General features: G+C 57.9%; 19 protein-coding genes. 14 read left to right on the plus strand and 5 right to left on the minus strand.

Annotated features, from left to right (window positions below; genetic code table 11):
• Window positions 1-71: 71 nt before the first annotated feature.
• Window positions 72-1,604, minus strand: coding sequence for a sensor histidine kinase (locus K5Y35_RS07330; RefSeq protein WP_128615004.1), 1,533 nt, complete (start codon window positions 1,602-1,604; stop codon window positions 72-74).
• A gap of 169 nt (window positions 1,605-1,773) precedes the next feature.
• On the opposite strand from K5Y35_RS07330, the gene K5Y35_RS07335 reads away from it, so the two are divergent.
• Complete coding sequence (locus tag K5Y35_RS07335) at window positions 1,774-2,493, plus strand: response regulator transcription factor (RefSeq protein WP_222833988.1); 720 nt, start codon at window positions 1,774-1,776, stop codon at window positions 2,491-2,493.
• Window positions 2,494-2,603: 110 nt separating this feature from the next.
• Here the strand turns inward: K5Y35_RS07335 and gyrB are convergent, their stop codons facing one another.
• Genes gyrB through dnaA form a run of 4 tightly spaced genes read right to left on the minus strand, consistent with a single transcriptional unit; the run spans window position 2,604 to window position 8,811 of the window.
• Entirely contained in the window at window positions 2,604-5,021 is a 2,418-nt protein-coding gene (gene gyrB / locus K5Y35_RS07340; protein ID WP_007960764.1) for a DNA topoisomerase (ATP-hydrolyzing) subunit B, read from the minus strand.
• Window positions 5,022-5,026: 5 nt separating this feature from the next.
• The gene (gene recF, locus K5Y35_RS07345; RefSeq protein ID WP_186743773.1) at window positions 5,027-6,130 is read right to left on the minus strand and encodes a DNA replication/repair protein RecF; all 1,104 of its coding nucleotides are present in this window, start codon (window positions 6,128-6,130) and stop codon (window positions 5,027-5,029) included.
• 14 nt (window positions 6,131-6,144) lie between these two features.
• Window positions 6,145-7,248 carry a DNA polymerase III subunit beta gene (gene dnaN / locus K5Y35_RS07350; protein WP_016772390.1) on the minus strand — a complete coding sequence of 368 codons (1,104 nt, stop codon included), beginning with the start codon at window positions 7,246-7,248 and terminating at the stop codon, window positions 6,145-6,147.
• A 39-nt stretch (window positions 7,249-7,287) separates the two neighbouring features.
• The gene (gene dnaA, locus K5Y35_RS07355) at window positions 7,288-8,811 is read right to left on the minus strand and encodes a chromosomal replication initiator protein DnaA (RefSeq protein WP_186743775.1); all 1,524 of its coding nucleotides are present in this window, start codon (window positions 8,809-8,811) and stop codon (window positions 7,288-7,290) included.
• 566 nt (window positions 8,812-9,377) lie between these two features.
• Here dnaA and rpmH point away from each other — a divergent pair.
• The 13 genes from rpmH (at window position 9,378) to K5Y35_RS07420 (ending at window position 20,458) form a co-directional block, all read left to right on the plus strand.
• Window positions 9,378-9,512, plus strand: coding sequence for a 50S ribosomal protein L34 (gene rpmH, locus K5Y35_RS07360; RefSeq protein WP_003213577.1), 135 nt, complete (start codon window positions 9,378-9,380; stop codon window positions 9,510-9,512).
• A gap of 16 nt (window positions 9,513-9,528) precedes the next feature.
• A complete protein-coding gene (gene rnpA / locus K5Y35_RS07365) occupies window positions 9,529-9,930 on the plus strand; it encodes a ribonuclease P protein component (RefSeq protein WP_011336726.1) in 402 nt (133 codons plus the stop codon).
• Entirely contained in the window at window positions 9,923-10,168 is a 246-nt protein-coding gene (gene yidD / locus K5Y35_RS07370; RefSeq protein WP_010565858.1) for a membrane protein insertion efficiency factor YidD, read from the plus strand. Before rnpA ends, yidD begins: the two co-directional genes overlap by 8 nt.
• A 2-nt stretch (window positions 10,169-10,170) precedes the next feature.
• Window positions 10,171-11,853, plus strand: coding sequence for a membrane protein insertase YidC (gene yidC / locus K5Y35_RS07375; protein ID WP_123470098.1), 1,683 nt, complete (start codon window positions 10,171-10,173; stop codon window positions 11,851-11,853).
• A gap of 81 nt (window positions 11,854-11,934) precedes the next feature.
• The gene (gene mnmE / locus K5Y35_RS07380; protein ID WP_123470096.1) at window positions 11,935-13,305 is read left to right on the plus strand and encodes a tRNA uridine-5-carboxymethylaminomethyl(34) synthesis GTPase MnmE; all 1,371 of its coding nucleotides are present in this window, start codon (window positions 11,935-11,937) and stop codon (window positions 13,303-13,305) included.
• Window positions 13,306-13,858: 553 nt separating this feature from the next.
• The gene (mnmG, locus tag K5Y35_RS07385) at window positions 13,859-15,757 is read left to right on the plus strand and encodes a tRNA uridine-5-carboxymethylaminomethyl(34) synthesis enzyme MnmG (RefSeq protein ID WP_123470094.1); all 1,899 of its coding nucleotides are present in this window, start codon (window positions 13,859-13,861) and stop codon (window positions 15,755-15,757) included.
• Window positions 15,754-16,398: a 16S rRNA (guanine(527)-N(7))-methyltransferase RsmG gene (gene rsmG / locus K5Y35_RS07390; protein WP_122842119.1), complete on the plus strand. Its 645-nt coding sequence runs from the start codon at window positions 15,754-15,756 to the stop codon at window positions 16,396-16,398. The genes mnmG and rsmG overlap by 4 nt, the downstream gene beginning before the upstream one ends.
• An 18-nt stretch (window positions 16,399-16,416) precedes the next feature.
• The gene (locus K5Y35_RS07395) at window positions 16,417-17,214 is read left to right on the plus strand and encodes a ParA family protein (protein WP_003229787.1); all 798 of its coding nucleotides are present in this window, start codon (window positions 16,417-16,419) and stop codon (window positions 17,212-17,214) included.
• Between the two features lie 9 nt (window positions 17,215-17,223).
• Window positions 17,224-18,096: a ParB/RepB/Spo0J family partition protein gene (locus K5Y35_RS07400; RefSeq protein ID WP_041073587.1), complete on the plus strand. Its 873-nt coding sequence runs from the start codon at window positions 17,224-17,226 to the stop codon at window positions 18,094-18,096.
• Window positions 18,097-18,244: 148 nt separating this feature from the next.
• The gene (locus K5Y35_RS07405) at window positions 18,245-18,652 is read left to right on the plus strand and encodes a F0F1 ATP synthase subunit I (RefSeq protein WP_123470093.1); all 408 of its coding nucleotides are present in this window, start codon (window positions 18,245-18,247) and stop codon (window positions 18,650-18,652) included.
• Window positions 18,653-18,668: 16 nt separating this feature from the next.
• The gene (atpB, locus tag K5Y35_RS07410) at window positions 18,669-19,538 is read left to right on the plus strand and encodes a F0F1 ATP synthase subunit A (protein ID WP_007954148.1); all 870 of its coding nucleotides are present in this window, start codon (window positions 18,669-18,671) and stop codon (window positions 19,536-19,538) included.
• A 133-nt stretch (window positions 19,539-19,671) separates the two neighbouring features.
• Entirely contained in the window at window positions 19,672-19,929 is a 258-nt protein-coding gene (gene atpE, locus K5Y35_RS07415) for a F0F1 ATP synthase subunit C (protein WP_003097235.1), read from the plus strand.
• A gap of 58 nt (window positions 19,930-19,987) precedes the next feature.
• Entirely contained in the window at window positions 19,988-20,458 is a 471-nt protein-coding gene (locus K5Y35_RS07420; protein WP_007954149.1) for a F0F1 ATP synthase subunit B, read from the plus strand.
• The last annotated feature ends 5 nt before the right edge of the window (window positions 20,459-20,463 follow it).

Consider the following 20,463-nt stretch of genomic DNA (forward strand, 5'->3'; position numbering starts at 1 on the left):
GTCGAAAAACGTGCATAAGTTTTTTTTGGATGTAAAAAAACCGGCTGATATAGCCGGTTTTTTTGTGCCTGTCATTCGTGGATAAGCGGCAGCTCAAGCAGAAAGGTTGTGCCTTGATCGACGACGCTTTGACAGTCGATCCGGCCGCCATGATGGTCGACCACAGCTTTGACCATCGACAAGCCGAGGCCGACGCCATCAATGCCTTGCGCAGAGGAAAACCGCCGGTACTGGCTGAACAGGTCAGGCAACTCCTCGGCGGCGATGCCTTTGCCCTGATCCGTCAGTTCGCAGCGCAACCATTGTGCGTGGCAACTGACACGCAATTGAATGGTGGTGTCGGCGGGACTGTACTTGATCGCATTTTCCAGCAGGTTGAATAAGGCCCGGGTCAGCAGGGCCTGATCGGCCATGACCAGCCGCTCCTGGGATGGCTCATCCATGTCATGCAGCAGCTCGATGCGTTTCTGCTGGGCGATGGGCAATGCTTGATCCAGTACATCCAGCACCAGCATGGCGAACAGACTCGGCTGAAAGTGATAGGACTCGGACTCGGCGCGTGCCAGCAGCACGAAACCATCGGTCAGATCCAGCGCGCGGCGTACCTGGCGCTCGATCTGCTCGAACAGTGGCGAGTCTGCGCCCGCCTGATGACGATGCACATCAAGCAGAGCGAGGATCGCCGAATGCGGCGCGCGCAGGTCATGAGACAAGAAGCGCAGCAGAACCCCGCGTTGTTCCTCGGCAGCGCGCTCGGCACTGAGGTCGGTCAGGCTCAACAACCAGCCGATCGGCGTGTCCCCGTCGACGGGCAGCAACGCGGCGCGCTCCAGGCGCAGGCTACGTTCCTTGTGATCGCGAAATTCCAGCAGGGGCAGGGAGGACAGCGAGGGGCGCGGCTCTGTGGATAACTCGGGATAGCCAAGCAGTGCCAGTTGACCGAGCACATCGTCGCCCACCAGATTGTTATCAAACAGGCTCCGCGCCTTGCGATTGCCCAAAAGGATCTGCCCTTTGGGATCGCTGATCAGGGTCGCCACCGGCAGATACTCCAGGCCATCGGCGATGAAACGCCGAGTGTCGCGGGTGCGGCTCATGGCTTGCTCAAGCGCCATGATCTGGCCCTGCAAGTGATCAGCCCCGGTGAATTGTGTGCGGCGGCGTTCAGGGAACACTTTCGGCTCACTGTCCAGCCGCGCCAACTCCCATCCGAAATAGGTCAGCACCACACTCAGACGCCGCCAGTTCCAGATCAGATAACCAAACAGCATGCCCAGCACCGCAGGCGTCGGCGACCACCAATGGCGGATTTCAGCCAGGCCCGCGCTGGTTATCAACACACCCGCCATGCCAACCAGTGTTATCCAGAGCGCCCAGCGCGGTCGCCACAATAGCAATCCAAGCACACCCGCCACGAGGCCTACGGATAGCAAAGCGCCCATACCCGGCGAGGTGTCATGCAAGTTGACCTGTGCCCGATACGACAACAGCGCAGTCAGCGGTAACAGCACTAGACTTATCCACAACCACTCACGCACCAGTTGGCGAAACAGGCGCTGCACTTGACTGGGTTCACGGCTTTCACGCCGGCGCGGGCTGGTCATGGACAAAAAGAGCAGGGCAGTGTGAATGGTTTCATGGGGCACAGGTCTGAGACGTAGACCCGAAGAATCATAGCGGACGTCGACCAACGGCGGGCCGCTTACTTTCATGGCATCGGCCGAGCGACTATGGTTCACGGCCAACAGCCCAAGCATCAAGGAATCACCGCGTATGCGCGTTGCGATACTGGACGATGAACCGGCCGAACTGCGCCGGGTCGAGCAAACCCTGCAGCAAATGGCCAGCGCCGGCGAGCAGCCCTGGTCACTGCACAGTTTCGAGCGCGGGGAAGACTTGCTGCGCCAGCTGCGCCGGGAAACCTTCGACCTGCTCATCCTCGACTGGCAACTGCCCGACCTCACCGGGCTGGCCCTGCTGCGCTGGACCCGCGAACACATGGAAGCCCCGCCGGCGGCGATCATGCTCACCAGTCGCGATGGCGAGAGCGATATCGTCCAGGCACTGAATGCCGGTGCTGACGATTACGTCAGTAAACCGTTCAGACCCAATGAGTTGAAAGCACGGGTGACCGCAGTACTGCGCCGGCACAGCCAGCAGCGCACGGCTGCAACGGAAGTGCTGAGCTTCAATGACCTGACCTTTGATGATGCCGAACTGACCGTCACCCGCGAGGGCAAACCGATCGTCATGACCGAGCGCGAGTATCGCCTGGCCCGCTGCCTGTTCAGCAATCTTGGCCGGCCGTTATCACGGGATTATCTGTATGAACGGTTTTGGCCACATGAAGAGATGGCGTCGTCTCGGCCACTGGATACGCATATCTATCGGCTGCGCAACAAGCTGGGACTGACGGCGGATCGCGGGTGGCAGTTGCTGACGATTTATGGGTATGGGTATCGGTTGGAGAGTGTGGCGGCGGGGTCCGAATAGAAAGTAGAAGATCGCAACCGTTGGCAGCGCCTACTGGGCTGCGATCTTTTGCTCTGCCAATAAAAAGGCCAACGCATCTGCGTTGGCCTTTTGTTTGACGCCGACCGGAATCAGAAGTCCAGGTTGGATACCGCCAGAGCATTGCTCTCGATGAAGTCACGGCGAGGTTCGACCGCATCACCCATCAGGGTGTTGAAGATCTGGTCTGCACCGATGGCGTCTTCGATGGTGACTTTCAGCATGCGGCGCACGCTTGGATCCATGGTGGTTTCCCACAGCTGATCCGGGTTCATTTCGCCCAGACCTTTGTATCGCTGGATGGTGTGGCGCTTGGTGCTTTCGGCCATCAGCCAGTCGAGGGCTTCCTTGAACTCGGTGACCGCTTTCTTGCGCTCGCCACGCTGGATGTAAGCGCCCTCGTCGAGCAGGGTGCTCAGTTGAGCGCCTAGGGTAACGACGGTCTTGTAGTCGTTGCTGCCGAAGAAGTCGCGGTTGAAGGTGACGTAGTTCGACAGGCCGTGGGAGATCAGTTCGACCTCTGGCAGCCACACACCACGTTCACGGTCTTCACGCAGGCTGGCCTTGTAGACCAGACCCGACTTCTCGACGGTGCGCAGACGCACTTCGTACTGGGCCAGCCAGTCTTGCATCTTGGCGTGGTCGCCAAGCATTTCCAGGCTGACAGCCGGCAGGTAGATGAAGTGCTCGGTCAGCTCCTGCGGGTACAGGCGCGACAGACGCTTGAGGGTCTTCATCACCATGCGGAAGTCGTTAACCAGACGCTCCAGCGCTTCACCAGAAATGCCTGGGGCTTCTTCGTTCAGGTGCAGGCTCGCATCTTCCAGGGCCGACTGCGTCATGTACTCTTCCATGGCGTCGTCGTCTTTGATGTATTGCTCTTGCTTGCCTTTCTTGACCTTGTACAGCGGCGGCTGGGCGATGTAGATGTAGCCACGCTCGATCAGCTCCGGCAACTGACGGAAGAAGAAGGTCAGCAGCAGGGTACGGATGTGCGAACCGTCGACGTCAGCATCGGTCATGATGATGATGTTGTGATAACGCAGTTTGTCGATGTTGTACTCTTCGCGACCGATGCCGCAGCCCAGCGCGGTGATCAGCGTGCCCACTTCCTGGGACGAGATCATCTTGTCGAAGCGTGCTTTCTCGACGTTGAGGATCTTGCCCTTCAACGGCAGGATCGCCTGGGTCTTGCGGTTACGTCCCTGCTTGGCAGAGCCGCCCGCGGAGTCACCTTCCACGAGGTACAGTTCGGAGAGTGCCGGGTCTTTTTCCTGGCAGTCAGCGAGCTTGCCCGGCAGGCCGGCGATGTCCAGCGCGCCTTTGCGGCGGGTCATCTCACGGGCCTTGCGCGCTGCTTCACGGGCACGGGCCGCGTCGATCATCTTGCCGACAACCAGCTTGGCTTCGTTCGGGTTTTCCAGAAGGAAGTCGGAGAAGTACTTGCCCATCTCCTGCTCGACCGCAGTCTTCACTTCGGAAGACACCAGTTTGTCTTTGGTCTGCGAGCTGAACTTCGGATCAGGCACCTTCACCGAGATGATCGCGGTCAGGCCTTCACGGGCATCGTCACCGGTGGTGGCGACTTTGTGCTTCTTCGCCAGACCTTCCTGCTCGATGTAGTTGTTCAGGTTACGCGTCAGGGCCGAACGGAAACCCACCAGGTGGGTGCCGCCGTCGCGCTGCGGAATGTTGTTGGTGAAGCACAACAGGTTCTCGTTGAAGCTGTCGTTCCACTGCAGGGCGATTTCCACGCCGATGCCGTCTTCACGCTGGATGTTGAAGTGGAACACCTGGTTGACCGCAGTCTTGTTGGTGTTCAGATATTCAACGAACGCACGCAGGCCGCCTTCGTACTTGAACAGCTCTTCCTTGCCGCTGCGTTCGTCCTTGAGGACGATGCCGACACCGGAGTTGAGGAAGGACAGTTCACGAATGCGCTTAGCCAGGATGTCCCAGCTGAAGTGAATGTTCTTGAAGGTTTCGCTGGAAGCCTTGAAGTGGATCTGGGTGCCGGTGGTTTCGCTGTCGCCAACGATGGCCATCGGTGCCTGAGGCACGCCGTGGACATAGGTCTGTTCCCAGATCTTGCCGCTGCGGCGAACAGTCAGTACCAGCTCTTCGGACAGGGCGTTCACTACCGATACACCTACACCGTGCAGACCGCCGGATACCTTGTAGGAGTTGTCGTCGAACTTACCGCCGGCGTGGAGGACGGTCATGATGACCTCGGCGGCGGAAACGCCTTCCTCTTTGTGCACGTCTACCGGGATGCCACGGCCGTTGTCTTTAACGGTGATGGACTCATCCGGGTGGATGATGATGCTGATGTCGTCGCAATGGCCGGCGAGGGCTTCGTCGATCGAGTTGTCGACCACCTCGAACACCATGTGGTGCAGACCGCTGCCATCGTCGGTGTCACCAATGTACATACCGGGACGTTTGCGTACGGCATCCAGGCCTTTCAGCACTTTAATGCTCGTTGAGTCGTACGTATTTTCTTCGCTCAATGCCTTCACTCCCGATGGTCGTGGGTCTGGGTGATACGGCCCTGTTCCACGTGGAACAGAGCGACTGGCGTTTCCGTCTGCCAGCCTTCCCTCAATAATTCGTGATCTACACAGGTGATGAACACCTGGCAGCGTAAGTCTTCCAGCAAGCGGCACAGCGCGCGACGGTGGGCCTCGTCCAGCTCGGACGGCAAGTCATCCACCAGATAAATACACTGCCCGCGTCGGGCCTGGCTCACCAGATGCCCCTGGGCAATCCGCAAGGCACAGACCACCAGCTTCTGCTGACCCCGGGACAAGATGTCCGCGGCGTTGTGTGCGCCCAATCTAAGACGCAAGTCAGCGCGTTGCGGCCCGGCCTGGGTATGACCCATTTGCTGATCCCGTTGCAGGGAGCCAGCCAGTACGGCACTCAATTCCCGGTCCTTGTCCCAGCCTCGGTAATAGCTGAGCGTCAAACCTTCAAGCTCAACCAGTTCGCTCAAGGTCTGTTCAAAGACTGGTTTCAAGGCTTTGATGTAAGCGCGGCGGTATTCATCGATTTCAGCGCTGGCCTGGCACAGTTCCCTGTCCCAAACCGCTTGCGAAACGGCGTCAAGTGTACCATGCCGCAGCCAGGAGTTTCTCTGGCGCAAGGCCTTCTGCAAACGTTGCCAAGTGGCCATGAATCGCGGCTCGACGTGGAACACACCCCAATCGAGAAACTGCCGGCGAATCTTCGGCGCCCCTTCGAGCAGGCGGAAGCTGTCGGGGTTGATCAACTGCAGCGGCAGGATCTCGGCCAGTTGCGCAGCGCTACGGGCGTTCTGCCCGTCGATGCGGATCTGGAACTCACCCTGACGGTCACGGGAGATCCCCAACGCGCTGTGACCACCCTCGGCCAGCTCGACCTGACCGAAGACGGTGCAGGCGAGTTGTTCGTACTGAATGACCGGCAACAGCCGCGTGCTACGAAACGAACGGGCAAGCCCCAGCAGGTGGATGGCTTCCAGAACACTGGTTTTGCCGCTGCCGTTGGCGCCGTAAAGAATGTTGATGCGGGGGGAGGGGGAGAAGGTCACCGGGTGCAGATTGCGCACCGCGGTGACCGAAACACGACTTAAGGACATCCAGAATCAGCTGATTACAGACGCATCGGCATGACAACGTAAGCCGAGTCGTCATTGTCGGACTCTTGCACCAGCGCACTGCTGTTGGAGTCGGACAGGATCAAGCGAACCTGCTCAGTGGTCATCACGCCCAGCACGTCGAGCAAGTAGCTCACGTTGAAGCCGATTTCCAGCGAGCCGCCGTTGTATTCAACGCCCACTTCTTCTTCCGCTTCTTCCTGCTCCGGGTTGTTGGCCTGGATCTTCAACTGACCGCTGGCCAGTTGCAAACGGATGCCACGGTACTTCTCGTTGGACAGAATCGCAGTACGGCTGAACGCTTCACGCAGGGCCTGACGATCGCCCAGTACCAGCTTGTCGCCACCTTTGGGCAGTACACGCTCGTAGTCCGGGAATTTGCCGTCAACCAGTTTCGAAGTGAAGGTGAACTCACCGGTGGTGGCGCGGATGTGGTGCTGGCCGAGCACGATGCTGACATTGCCATCAGGCTCGGTAAGCAGACGGGCCAGTTCGAGAATACCTTTGCGCGGCACGATCACCTGGTGGCGATCCGGCTGACCGATATCGGCCTGCATCGAGCACATCGCCAGACGGTGACCGTCGGTGGCCACGGCGCGAATCACACCCGCCGAAACTTCCAGCAACATGCCGTTGAGGTAATAACGCACGTCCTGCTGGGCCATGGCGAAGCTGGTGCGTTCGATCAGACGACGCAGTTTGCTCTGTTCCAGGCTGCAAGTCAGCGAGCCCGGACCTTCTTCAACGGTCGGGAAGTCGTTGGCGGGCAGGGTCGACAGGGTGAAGCGGCTACGACCGGCCTTCACCACCAGCTTCTGCTCGTCGACCTTGATGTCGATCAGCGCATCGTTGGGCAGGCTTTTGCAGATGTCCATCAGCTTGCGCGCAGGCACGGTGATGGAGCCTGTTTCAGCCGGTTCTTCAAGTTGCACACGACCGACCAGCTCGACTTCCAGGTCGGTACCGGTCAGCGACAGTTGCTGGCCTTCGACAACCAGCAGCACGTTGGAGAGTACCGGCAAGGTCTGTCGGCGCTCGACGACGCCTGCGACCAGTTGCAGGGGTTTCAACAGGGCTTCGCGTTGAATGGTGAAATGCATGGTCTAGTCCCTTGCCTTAATAAGCTGCGCTGGTGTTCATCAAGTGGTCAGTGTACGCAGCAGGTTCTTGTAGTCCTCGCGGATGTCCGCGTCGGATTCCTTAAGTTCGTTGATCTTGCGGCAGGCGTGCAACACGGTCGTGTGGTCGCGGCCGCCAAACACATCGCCGATTTCCGGCAGGCTGTGGTTGGTCAGTTCCTTGGACAATGCCATGGCCACCTGACGCGGACGAGCCACCGAGCGCGAACGGCGCTTGGACAGCAGGTCGGAGATCTTGATCTTGTAGTATTCGGCGACAGTGCGCTGAATGTTATCCACAGAGACCAGTTTGTCCTGCAACGCCAACAGGTCTTTCAGGGATTCGCGAATCAGCTCGATAGTGATGTCACGACCCATGAAGTGCGAGTGGGCGATCACGCGTTTCAGCGCGCCTTCCAGCTCACGGACGTTGGAGCGAATGCGCTGGGCAATGAAGAACGCGGCATCGTGCGGCAACTCGACTTTGGCCTGGTCGGCCTTCTTCATCAAGATCGCGACACGGGTTTCCAGCTCAGGCGGCTCGACAGCAACGGTCAGGCCCCAGCCGAAGCGGGATTTGAGGCGCTCTTCAAGGCCTTCGATTTCTTTCGGGTAGCGGTCACTGGTGAGAATGACCTGCTGGCCACCTTCAAGCAGGGCGTTGAAGGTGTGGAAAAACTCTTCCTGCGAGCGCTCTTTGCGAGCGAAGAACTGAATATCGTCGATCAGCAAAGCATCCACCGAACGGTAGAAACGCTTGAACTCGTTGATCGCGTTCAGTTGCAGCGCCTTGACCATGTCGGCCACGAAGCGCTCCGAATGCAGGTACACAACCTTGGCATTCGGGTTCTTCTTTAATAGATGGTTACCCACCGCGTGCATCAAGTGGGTTTTACCCAGGCCGACGCCACCATAAAGGAACAGCGGGTTGTAGCCGTGCTTCGGGTTATCCGCCACCTGCCAGGCCGCTGCGCGGGCGAGCTGGTTGGATTTACCTTCGACGAAGTTTTCGAAGGTAAAGGTGCGGTTCAGGTAACTGGTGTGCTTGAGCGCGCCTTCGACCTGCACGGTGCGCTGTTCGGCGCGAACCGGAGCCTGCTGCGACGCGGCACCGGCCATCGGATCGAAGCTGTCGCGGGACGGCTCTTCACTGACTTCGGCGCTTTTCTGCGTGGAGCGCTTGGCCGCAGCTGGGGCGGGTGCAGGGGCTGGCGCGCTGACCGGAGCGGCATTCGCCTGCGCCTGGGAAACCTGCGCGGCGGCCAATGGTGCATTCGGCGCGGCCCGGGGTGCCGAGCTGCGCTTGCTGCCTATTAATAAGGAAAGCGCGGGCGCCATGCCGTTGCCATGCTCATCCAGCAGTTCAAGGACACGGCCAAGGTACTTTTCGTTGACCCAGTCCAGCACGAAACGGTTCGGTGCGTAGACGCGCAACTCGTCGCCTTCGGCTTCGACCTGTAGTGGACGGATCCAGGTGTTGAATTGTTGGGCAGGCAGCTCATCGCGCAAAAGCTCCACGCACTGCTGCCAAAGTTCCACTGACACGGATATCCCCTAAGTTGAAAGCCGGTGAGGCAAAAACAAGCGGCCATTGTAGCGGCGAGCCGTCCACTTATCCACATGCAGGTGGCCTGCCGATCATGATTTATCAATGCGTTAACCACTAAAAAGGCGACCAACGGTGTGTGAATAAGCTCTGTGGATAACCGCCTCTGAGGGCACTGGACAACTGGGGGCGAAACTCGGTGGATAACCTGCCTGTGGATAACAGCCCTTTCCACACACAGGTTATCCGACAGCGCAGCACAGGCTGAACACGGTTTTCCACTGTAGTTGTCATTCTCTGTACATCACGTCGTACAAGGGCTTATGGCACTTATCCACAGAAGGGGGCGGGTCTAGCTTTTATAAGCTTTACAGAAAAGCTTTAAATAATTCCCTTCTTTATTTTTATGTATGGCGAACACGCATTCCCGAAGAAACGCTCCGGAGATCTATTTATAAGGAAACGTTGGTTGGAAATTGACCTGAAGGCTTGCTTTCTCTAGAATCCCCGGTCTCTTAAAACGGGGGCCATTCCGGCCCGTTGTGGACGAACCAGGTAACACGACATGAAACGTACTTTCCAACCAAGCACTATCAAACGCGCTCGTACCCACGGTTTCCGTGCTCGCATGGCTACCAAGAACGGTCGTGCCGTCCTGTCGCGTCGTCGCGCCAAAGGTCGTGCGCGTCTGGCAGTTTGATAATCCGGCACTGGAGGTGAGTCAGGACTTCAGTCGGGAAAAGCGTTTGCTTACTCCCCGGCATTTCAAGGCAGTCTTTGACTCCCCTACCGGCAAGGTTCCGGGGAAAAATCTCCTGCTCCTTGCACGCAACAACGATCTTGATCACCCCCGTCTTGGGCTGGTTATCGGGAAAAAGAGCGTAAAGCTCTCCGTTGAGCGCAATCGCCTCAAACGTCTGATGCGCGAATCGTTCCGTCTGCACCAGGATTCACTGGTTGGCTGGGACATCGTTATCGTCGCGCGCAAAGGTTTGGGTGATGTAGAAAACCCCGAATTGATTCAGCATTTCGGCAAACTCTGGAAGCGTCTGGCTCGTAACAAGCCGGTTCCGGCAGTCAAAACCGAAACTGTAGGGGTAGACAGTCCAGATGCGTAAACTGGCCCTCGTTCCGATCCAGTTTTACCGCTACGCCATTAGTCCCCTGATGGCCGACCACTGTCGTTTCTACCCCAGTTGTTCCTGCTACGCGTTAGAAGCCATCGAAAATCATGGCCTTCTGCGCGGTGGCTGGCTGACCTTTCGTCGTTTAGGTCGCTGTCATCCGTGGAATCCCGGTGGTTATGACCCGGTTCCACCTATCCCTACCTCCCGTTCTTCTTCGATGGCCGAGTAATCATGGATATCAAACGCACGATCCTGATCGTCGCCCTGGCAATCGTGTCCTACGTTATGGTTCTTAAATGGAACCAGGACTATGGCCAGGCTGCCCTGCCGACTCAGAATGTTGCTTCCAGTACGACTACATCCGGTTTGCCGGACACCGCCACTGGCAATAACACTGCCGCCAGTGACGACATTCCGCGCGCCGCTAGCGATACCAGCGCACCTGCCGAAACTCCGGTAGCCGCCAGCAAGGATCTGATCCAGATCAAAACCGACGTGCTCGATCTGGCGATCGATCCACAGGGTGGTGACGTTGCTCAACTGACCTTGCCTCTGTATCCACGTCGTCAGGATCGTCCTGATGTGCCGTTCCAGCTGTTCGATAACGGCGGCGAACGTGTTTATCTGGCACAAAGCGGTCTGATCGGTACCAACGGCCCGGATGCAAATCCTGCCGGTCGTCCGGTTTACTCCTCGGAGAAGAAGACTTATCAACTGGCTGACGGTCAGGACCAACTGGTCGTCGACCTGAAATTCAGCAAGGACGGCGTCAACTACATCAAGCGTTTCACCCTGAAACGCGGCCTGTATGACGTAGCCGTTTCCTACATTGTGGATAACCAGAGCGCACAGCCCTGGAGCGGCGCAATGTTTGCCCAGCTGAAGCGCGATAACAGCGCTGATCCTTCGTCCACAACCGCTACTGGCACCGCGACTTACCTGGGCGCTGCCCTGTGGACAAGTTCGGAGCCGTACAAGAAAGTGTCCATGAAGGACATGGACAAGGCACAGCTGAAAGAAACCGTCACCGGTGGCTGGGTCGCCTGGCTGCAACATTACTTCGTGACAGCCTGGATTCCGGCCAAGGGCGAAAACAACATCGTCCAGACCCGTAAAGACAGCAAAGGCAACTACATCATCGGTTACACCGGTCCTACACTGACCGCTGCTCCGGGTGCCAAAGTTGAAACCAGCGCTGTGCTGTACGCCGGTCCGAAAAGCCAGGCGGTGTTGAAAGAGTTGTCCCCAGGTCTGGAACTGACCGTTGACTACGGCATTCTGTGGTTCATTGCCCAGCCAATCTTCTGGCTGCTGCAACACATCCACGCCATTGTCGGTAACTGGGGCTGGTCGATCATCTTCCTGACCATGCTGATCAAGGGTCTGTTCTTCCCTCTGTCGGCTGCCAGCTACAAGTCGATGGCGCGCATGCGTGCCGTTGCGCCGAAACTGGCCGCTCTGAAAGAGCAACATGGCGATGACCGGCAGAAAATGTCGCAAGCCATGATGGAGCTGTACAAGAAAGAGAAGATCAATCCACTGGGCGGCTGCTTGCCGATCCTCGTGCAGATGCCGGTTTTCCTTTCGCTGTACTGGGTTCTGCTGGAAAGCGTGGAAATGCGTCAGGCGCCGTTCATGCTGTGGATCACTGACCTGTCGATCAAGGATCCGTTCTTCATTCTGCCGATCATCATGGGTGCAACCATGTTCATCCAGCAGCAGCTGAACCCGACTCCGCCGGATCCGATGCAGGCGAAGGTCATGAAAATGATGCCAATCATCTTCACCTTCTTCTTCCTGTGGTTCCCTGCAGGCTTGGTGCTGTACTGGGTTGTGAACAACTGCCTGTCGATTGCACAACAGTGGTACATCACGCGTAAGATCGAAGCGGCGACGAAAAAAGCCGAGGCGTAACTTGCACTGTGGATAACACCACTCAAAACGCCCCCTAGTGGGGCGTTTTGCTATCTGCCACTTTTGTCTGGATTCCGGTTTATGAGCACACCTCGTGAAACCATCGCCGCTGTCGCCACCGCTCAAGGTCGTGGCGGTGTGGGCATCGTCCGTATTTCCGGGCCGTTGGCCAGTGTTGCAGCGAAAGCCATCAGCGGCCGAGAACTGAAACCGCGTTATGCCCATTACGGGCCGTTTTTCAGTGACGACCAACAGGTGCTCGATGAAGGCCTGGCGCTGTATTTTCCCGGCCCGAACTCGTTCACCGGCGAAGACGTGCTGGAACTGCAGGGCCACGGTGGCCCGATCGTTCTCGACATGTTGCTCAAGCGTTGCCTGGAACTGGGCTGCCGTCTGGCTCGCCCGGGCGAATTCAGTGAGCGAGCATTCCTCAATGACAAACTCGACCTGGCCCAGGCCGAAGCGATTGCCGACCTGATCGAGGCGAGTTCTGCACAGGCAGCACGCAATGCCCTGCGTTCCTTGCAAGGAGCATTTTCCCAGCGTGTGCATAACCTGACCGAGCAGTTGATCAGCCTGCGAATCTATGTCGAAGCGGCCATCGACTTTCCGGAAGAAGAAATCGACTTCCTTGCCGATGGCCATGTGCTGAGCATGCTCGACAAGGTACGCGATGAATTATCCACAGTGCTGCGCGAAGCCGGGCAGGGCGCATTGCTGCGCGATGGCATGACCGTAGTGATCGCCGGCCGACCGAATGCCGGCAAGTCCAGCCTGTTGAATGCTTTGGCGGGGCGTGAAGCTGCGATCGTCACCGAGATCGCCGGCACCACGCGGGACATTCTGCGCGAACATATCCACATCGACGGCATGCCGTTGCATGTGGTGGATACCGCTGGTCTGCGCGATACGGACGATCAGGTGGAAAAGATCGGCGTGGAACGTGCGCTCAAGGCCATCACAGAAGCCGATCGAGTGTTGTTGGTCGTCGATGCGACAGCGCCGGAAGCAGCAGATCCGTTTGCCCTGTGGCCGGAATTCCTCGAAACCCGGCCCGATCCGGCGAAAGTGACCCTGATCCGCAACAAGGCGGACCTGACGGGTGAAGCGATTGCCCTGGAAGTCAGCGAGGATGGCCACGTCACCATCAGCCTCAGCGCCAAATCGGCGGGTGAGGGGCTGGAATTGCTGCGCGAACACCTCAAAGCCTGCATGGGCTACGAACAGACCTCGGAAAGCAGTTTCAGCGCACGCCGCCGGCATCTGGAAGCGCTGCGCCACGCCAGTGCAGCGCTGGAACACGGTCGCGCACAATTGACTCTGGCCGGGGCCGGTGAACTGTTGGCTGAAGATTTGCGTCAGGCACAGCACGCTCTGGGTGAAATCACCGGGGCATTCAGCTCGGATGATTTGCTTGGAAGGATCTTCTCCAGCTTCTGCATCGGCAAATAACCCTCCTGCGATTCACAGACAGGTCCGTTCGCGACCTGTCTGCTTCCCTCCTTTTTAAATTCCTTCCACGAGTGCCGGGCAGATTTTTCCGCCCTGAGCGGTTTTCCGCTGCCCGCTGTCTCCTCGTTCATCAGATTTCTGTGGATTAAGCCCTGTGAATAACTGCCACTGAGGTCAGTTGATAACAGGGCCTCAAAACTGGATATAACCCGCCCTGTGGATAACAACCTCATTCATCCACAGGCTTACACCGGTTATCCAAGGGCCTCATGGGCACATGACCACAGAGTTTTGAATCGCTGTACATATTGAAAATAAAGGCCTGTAGAGATCTATCCACAGAAAGGATGGGCAGTAAGAATAAACATAAAAACAAAGGTTTTATAAATTTCTCTCTTTTTTATTCTTTTAACTTCGAGTTCTCCACAGCTGGTTAAATTTTGTGCAAAGGGTTCTTTAGGAAGGGCGAAGTCCCTATACTTGTCGACCAGGTCCAGAAACCTGATCTCAAACTATTCCTGAATGACCTAATTAAGCAGGCACGAGGTGCGTGGTGGATTTCCCTTCCCGTTTTGAAGTGATCGTCATCGGCGGCGGTCATGCCGGTACCGAGGCAGCACTGGCCTCAGCACGTATGGGGGCAAAAACCCTGTTGCTGACGCATAACGTGGAAACCCTCGGTGCCATGAGCTGCAACCCGGCCATCGGTGGCATCGGCAAAAGCCATCTGGTCAAGGAAATCGACGCCCTTGGCGGCGCGATGGCCATGGCGACCGACCTGGGCGGCATCCAGTTTCGCGTGTTGAACAGCCGTAAAGGCCCGGCCGTGCGTGCAACCCGTGCACAGGCTGACCGGATTCTTTACAAGGCCGCTGTCCGCGAGATCCTGGAAAACCAGCCGAACCTGTGGATATTTCAACAGGCTGCTGACGACCTGATCGTCGAGCAGGAACAAGTGCGTGGTGTTGTCACGCAAATGGGTCTGCGGTTCTTCGCCGATTCCGTGGTGTTGACCACCGGTACTTTCCTCGGTGGACTTATCCACATCGGTTTGCAGAATTTTTCCGGCGGTCGCGCCGGTGATCCGCCGTCGATTGCCCTGGCCCATCGTCTGCGTGAACTGCCCTTGCGAGTCGGGCGGCTGAAAACCGGTACGCCGCCGCGTATTGATGGCAAATCTGTGGATTTCTCGGTGATGACCGAGCAACCGGGTGATACACCGATCCCGGTGATGTCGTTCATGGGCAACAAGGAACAGCATCCGCGTCAGGTCAGTTGCTGGATTACCCACACCAACGCCCGTACCCACGAAATCATCGCGGCGAACCTCGACCGTTCGCCGATGTATTCGGCTGCCGGCGAGATTGAAGGCATCGGCCCGCGTTACTGCCCGTCGATCGAAGACAAGATTCACCGCTTTGCCGACAAGGAAAGCCATCAGGTGTTCATCGAACCGGAAGGTCTGACCACCCATGAGCTGTATCCGAACGGGATATCCACAAGCTTGCCGTTCGACGTGCAATTGCAGATCGTGCAATCGATCCGCGGCATGGAGAACGCGCACATCGTGCGTCCGGGTTATGCGATCGAGTACGACTACTTCGATCCGCGAGACCTGAAGTACAGCCTGGAAACCAAAGTCATTGGCGGTCTGTTCTTCGCCGGGCAGATCAACGGCACCACCGGCTACGAAGAGGCCGGTGCACAAGGTCTGCTCGCTGGCGCCAACGCTGCATTGCGTGCGCAGGGCAAAGAAGCCTGGTGTCCGCGTCGCGATGAAGCGTACATCGGCGTGTTGGTCGACGACCTGATCACCCTCGGTACCCAAGAGCCGTACCGTATGTTCACGTCCCGTGCCGAATACCGTCTGATTCTGCGTGAGGACAACGCCGACCTGCGTCTGACCGAAAAAGGTCGCGAGCTCGGCTTGGTCGATGACGCGCGCTGGGCGGCCTTCTGCAAGAAACGCGAAAGCATCGAACTCGAAGAGCAGCGCCTGAAAAGCACCTGGGTACGCCCGGGCACGCAGCAGGGCGATGCGATTGCCGAAAAATTCGGCACGCCGCTGACTCACGAATACAACTTGCTCAACCTCTTGAGTCGTCCGGAAATCGACTACGCTGGTCTGGTCGAAGTGACTGGCAACGGTGCCGAAGATCCACAGGTCGCCGAGCAGGTTGAGATCAAGACCAAATACGCCGGTTACATTGACCGTCAACAGGACGAAATCGCCCGTCTGCGCGCCAGCGAAGACACGAAACTGCCTGTGGATATCGACTACACCAACATTTCCGGTCTCTCCAAGGAGATCCAGAGCAAGCTGGGTGCGACGCGTCCGGAGACGCTCGGTCAGGCTTCGCGGATTCCGGGCGTGACCCCGGCAGCGATTTCGCTGTTGATGATTCATTTGAAAAAACGCGGCGCGGGCCGTCAGTTGGAGCAAAGCGCTTGAGTTCTAAGGTCACTTCGCAACACGCCGAAGAGTTATCCACAGGAGCCCGCGCGCTCGGTGTCAATCTCACTGAAACCCAGCACGAATTGCTGTTGGGTTATCTGGCCCTGTTGATCAAATGGAACCAGGCCTACAACCTGACTGCCGTGCGCGACCCGGACGAAATGGTTTCGCGGCACTTGCTCGATAGTCTGAGCGTGATGTCGTTCATCGAAAACGGCCGCTGGCTTGACGTCGGCAGCGGCGGCGGCATGCCGGGGATTCCGTTGGCGATCCTGTACCCGGACGCGCAAGTCACCTGTCTGGACAGCAACGGCAAGAAAACCCGCTTCCTGACCCAGGTCAAACTCGAACTCAAACTGGATAACCTGCAAGTTATCCACAGTCGCGTCGAAGCGTTCCAGCCTGCGCAGCCGTTCAACGGGATCATTTCCCGGGCGTTCAGCAGCATGGAAAACTTCACCAACTGGACTCGCCACCTCGGCGATGCCGATACACGCTGGCTGGCAATGAAGGGCGTTCATCCGGCCGATGAGCTGGTAGCATTGCCGGCAGACTTCAAACTCGATAGCGAACACGCCCTGGCCGTACCCGGTTGCCAAGGCCAACGCCATCTGCTGATACTGCGCCGCACGGCATGATTGGGAACACAAGCAAGAATGGCTAAGGTATTCGCGATAGCGAACCAGAAGGGTGGTGTGGGCAAGACCACCACCTGTATCAACCTCGCAGCATCCCTGGTCGCCACCAAGCGCCGGGTGCTGTTGATCGATCTCGATCCACAGGGCAACGCCACCATGGGTAGCGGTGTGGATAAACATGGCCTGGAAAACTCGGTCTACGACCTGCTGATCGGCGAATGCGATCTGGCCCAGGCCATGCACTATTCCGAGCACGGCGGTTATCAACTGCTGCCGGCCAACCGTGATTTGACGGCGGCCGAAGTAGTGCTGCTGGAAATGCAGATGAAGGAAAGCCGTCTGCGCAGCGCGCTGGCGCCGATCCGCGAAAACTACGATTACATTCTGATCGACTGTCCGCCGTCGCTGTCGATGCTCACGCTGAACGCACTGGTTGCCGCCGATGGGGTGATTATCCCCATGCAGTGCGAGTACTTTGCGCTCGAGGGTTTGAGCGACCTTGTGGATAACATCAAGCGCATCGCTGAACTGCTGAACCCGAACCTGAAAGTCGAGGGCCTGCTGCGGACCATGTACGACCCGCGCCTGAGCCTGATGAACGATGTGTCGGCGCAGCTCAAGGAACACTTCGGCGAGCAGCTCTACGACACGGTGATCCCGCGCAACATTCGCCTGGCCGAAGCGCCGAGCTACGGCATGCCGGCGCTGGCCTACGACAAGCAATCGCGCGGCGCCCTGGCCTACCTGGCCCTGGCCGGCGAGATGGTTCGTCGTCAGCGCAAAAATTCACGCATCGCCGCTGCCCAGCCAACTTAAGGAATCCCCATGGCCGTCAAGAAACGAGGTCTCGGACGTGGACTGGATGCACTGCTGAGTGGTCCGACCGTCAGCGCGCTGGAAGAACAAGCGGCGCAGGCCGATACCCGTGAGTTGCAACACTTGCCGCTGGACTTGCTCCAGCGCGGCAAATACCAGCCACGTCGGGACATGGACCCGCAGGCGCTGGAAGAACTGGCGTCGTCGATCAAGGCACAAGGCGTCATGCAGCCGATCGTGGTGCGCCCGATTGGCGGTGGCCGCTTTGAGATCATCGCCGGTGAGCGCCGCTGGCGTGCCAGCCAGCAGGCCGGGCAGGAAACCATCCCGGCCATGGTCCGCGATGTGCCGGATGAAACCGCGATCGCCATTGCGCTGATCGAAAACATCCAGCGTGAAGACCTCAACCCGATCGAGGAAGCGGTCGCCCTGCAGCGCCTGCAGCAGGAATTCCAGCTCACTCAGCAGCAAGTCGCCGAGGCTGTGGGTAAGTCCCGCGTCACTGTGGCTAACCTGTTGCGGCTTATTGCACTGCCGGAAGTGATCAAGACCATGCTGTCCCACGGCGACCTGGAAATGGGCCACGCTCGTGCATTGCTCGGTCTGCCGGACAATCAGCAGGTCGAGGGGGCGCGACATGTTGTCGCACGCGGCCTGACCGTGCGCCAAACCGAGGCACTGGTTCGCCAGTGGCTGAGTGGTAAACCGGAGCCGGTGGAAGCAGCCAAACCCGACCCGGATATCGCCCGCCTCGAGCAGCGTCTGGCCGAGCGCCTAGGCTCTGCGGTGCAGATTCGCCACGGAAAGAAGGGAAAAGGTCAGCTGGTCATCGGTTATAACTCCCTCGATGAGCTCCAAGGTGTGCTCGCACACATCCGCTGAAACATTTCCTCATGTAGCGCGCAGTCGGAAATCACTACCTGACAGTTGAATAGGGGCAGAACCGCCCCTATACTCTGCGCGCATTTTGTCGGCACAAATTATGCCAAGTTATTGAATTTCGGCAGCCGACCATTGGAGAGCAATCGTGATGGAAACCCGCAAGCCAAACCGCCTGCCGTTCCATCGCCTGGCGGTTTTTCCGGTGTTGATGGCTCAGTTTGTCGTTTTGCTGATTGCCGCTTTGGCGCTCTGGCAATGGCACGGAGTCGTTGCCGGATACTCGGGACTTTGCGGAGGCCTGATAGCCTTGCTGCCCAATGTTTATTTCGCTCACAGGGCATTTCGGTTTTCCGGCGCCCGAGCAGCCCAGTCCATCGTCCGGTCTTTTTATGCCGGCGAGGCAGGCAAACTGATTTTGACGGCAGTGCTCTTTGCACTGGTGTTTGCAGGTGTGAAGCCATTGGCGCCGATCGCAGTATTCGGCGCGTTCGTGCTGACTCAGTCGGTCAGCTGGTTCGCTCCCCTGCTGATGAGAACAAGACTTTCGAGACCTTAGGGCGTTTGAGGCAACCATGGCAGAAACAACCGCTTCGGGCTATATCCAGCACCACTTGCAGAACCTGACCTTCGGTCAGCTACCTAACGGCGGCTGGGGCTTTGCCCATACCGCAGCAGAAGCCAAGGAAATGGGCTTCTGGGCTTTCCACGTCGATACCCTCGGCTGGTCGGTCGCGCTGGGTCTGATCTTCGTTCTTCTTTTCCGCATGGCGGCAAAGAAAGCGACTTCGGGTCAGCCAGGTGCTTTGCAGAACTTCGTTGAAGTATTGGTCGAATTCGTCGATGGCAGCGTGAAAGACAGCTTCCATGGCCGTAGCCCGGTGATCGCACCGCTGGCACTGACCATCTTCGTCTGGGTGTTCCTGATGAACGCCGTCGACCTGGTACCGGTCGACTGGATTCCTCAGCTGGCCATCCTGATCTCCGGCGACCACCACATCCCGTTCCGCGCCGTGTCGACCACCGACCCGAACGCGACCCTGGGCATGGCCTTCTCGGTTTTCGCCCTGATCATTTTCTACAGCATCAAGGTCAAGGGCCTCGGCGGCTTCATCGGCGAGCTGACCCTGCACCCGTTCGGTAGCAAGAACATCTTCGTTCAGGCTCTGCTGATCCCGGTGAACTTCCTGCTGGAATTCGTGACCCTGATCGCCAAGCCGATCTCTCTGGCTCTGCGTCTGTTCGGCAACATGTATGCCGGCGAGCTGGTGTTCATTCTGATCGCTGTGATGTTCGGCAGCGGCCTGCTCTGGCTGAGCGGCCTGGGCGTTGTTCTGCAGTGGGCGTGGGCGGTGTTCCACATCCTGATCATCACGCTGCAGGCGTTCATCTTCATGATGCTGACCATCGTCTACCTGTCGATGGCGCACGAAGAAAACCATTAAGACCAGTCTCGACTAGTCTGATGTCCTTCCCGGTCAAACGGGAAGGGGCTCTTCACAGGGCACCTGAAACGATTTGTTTTACCGCTTTAATCTAAAAAACCTAAACCATACGACGTAAAAGTCGGGAGGAAAGATGGAAACTGTAGTTGGTCTAACCGCTATCGCTGTTGCACTGTTGATCGGCCTGGGCGCACTGGGTACCGCAATTGGTTTCGGCCTGCTGGGCGGCAAGTTCCTGGAAGGCGCAGCGCGTCAGCCAGAAATGGTTCCAATGCTGCAAGTTAAAATGTTCATCGTTGCCGGTCTGCTCGACGCCGTAACCATGATCGGTGTTGGTATCGCTCTGTTCTTCACCTTTGCGAACCCGTTCGTTGGTCAAATCGCTGGCTAATCATTCGGATTTTCCGAGTGATTTGGTGTGATGGACAACGTAACTGCGAGGTGTTGGCGTGAACATTAATGCGACCCTGATTGGCCAGTCCGTTGCGTTCCTGATTTTTGTACTGTTCTGCATGAAGTTCGTATGGCCTCCGGTCATCGCAGCTCTGCACGAACGTCAAAAGAAGATCGCTGATGGTCTGGACGCTGCCAGCCGTGCAGCTCGCGACCTGGAGTTGGCCCAAGAAAAGGCGGGTCAGCAACTGCGCGAAGCGAAAGCTCAGGCAGCTGAAATCATCGAGCAAGCCAAGAAACGCGGTAACCAGATTGTCGAAGAGGCCGTTGAAAAGGCCCGTGTCGACGCTGACCGTGTGAAGGTTCAGGCTCAAGCCGAGATCGAACAGGAACTGAACAGTGTCAAAGACAAGCTGCGCGCCCAAGTGGGCTTGCTGGCTGTCGGCGGCGCCGAGAAGATCCTGGGTGCCACAATCGATCAAAACGCGCACGCAGAGCTGGTTAACCAACTGGCTGCTGAAATCTAAGCGAG

The sequence above is a fragment of the Pseudomonas sp. SC3(2021) genome, from assembly GCF_019856535.1.
GTDB lineage: Bacteria > Pseudomonadota > Gammaproteobacteria > Pseudomonadales > Pseudomonadaceae > Aquipseudomonas > Aquipseudomonas monsensis.

What these genes read in the sequence shown, in the direction of transcription:
- atpE (WP_003097235.1), top strand. Translation starts at nt 19,672, where the DNA reads ATGGAAACTGTAGTTGGTCTAACCGCTATCGCTGTTGCACTGTTGATC.
- K5Y35_RS07405 (WP_123470093.1), top strand. Translation starts at nt 18,245, where the DNA reads ATGGAAACCCGCAAGCCAAACCGCCTGCCGTTCCATCGCCTGGCGGTT.
- K5Y35_RS07335 (WP_222833988.1), top strand. Translation starts at nt 1,774, where the DNA reads ATGCGCGTTGCGATACTGGACGATGAACCGGCCGAACTGCGCCGGGTC.
- mnmE (WP_123470096.1), top strand. Translation starts at nt 11,935, where the DNA reads ATGAGCACACCTCGTGAAACCATCGCCGCTGTCGCCACCGCTCAAGGT.
- K5Y35_RS07395 (WP_003229787.1), top strand. Translation starts at nt 16,417, where the DNA reads ATGGCTAAGGTATTCGCGATAGCGAACCAGAAGGGTGGTGTGGGCAAG.
- recF (WP_186743773.1), bottom strand. Translation starts at nt 6,130, where the DNA reads ATGTCCTTAAGTCGTGTTTCGGTCACCGCGGTGCGCAATCTGCACCCG.
- atpB (WP_007954148.1), top strand. Translation starts at nt 18,669, where the DNA reads ATGGCAGAAACAACCGCTTCGGGCTATATCCAGCACCACTTGCAGAAC.
- rpmH (WP_003213577.1), top strand. Translation starts at nt 9,378, where the DNA reads ATGAAACGTACTTTCCAACCAAGCACTATCAAACGCGCTCGTACCCAC.
- dnaN (WP_016772390.1), bottom strand. Translation starts at nt 7,248, where the DNA reads ATGCATTTCACCATTCAACGCGAAGCCCTGTTGAAACCCCTGCAACTG.
- yidC (WP_123470098.1), top strand. Translation starts at nt 10,171, where the DNA reads ATGGATATCAAACGCACGATCCTGATCGTCGCCCTGGCAATCGTGTCC.
- K5Y35_RS07400 (WP_041073587.1), top strand. Translation starts at nt 17,224, where the DNA reads ATGGCCGTCAAGAAACGAGGTCTCGGACGTGGACTGGATGCACTGCTG.
- K5Y35_RS07330 (WP_128615004.1), bottom strand. Translation starts at nt 1,604, where the DNA reads ATGACCAGCCCGCGCCGGCGTGAAAGCCGTGAACCCAGTCAAGTGCAG.
- yidD (WP_010565858.1), top strand. Translation starts at nt 9,923, where the DNA reads ATGCGTAAACTGGCCCTCGTTCCGATCCAGTTTTACCGCTACGCCATT.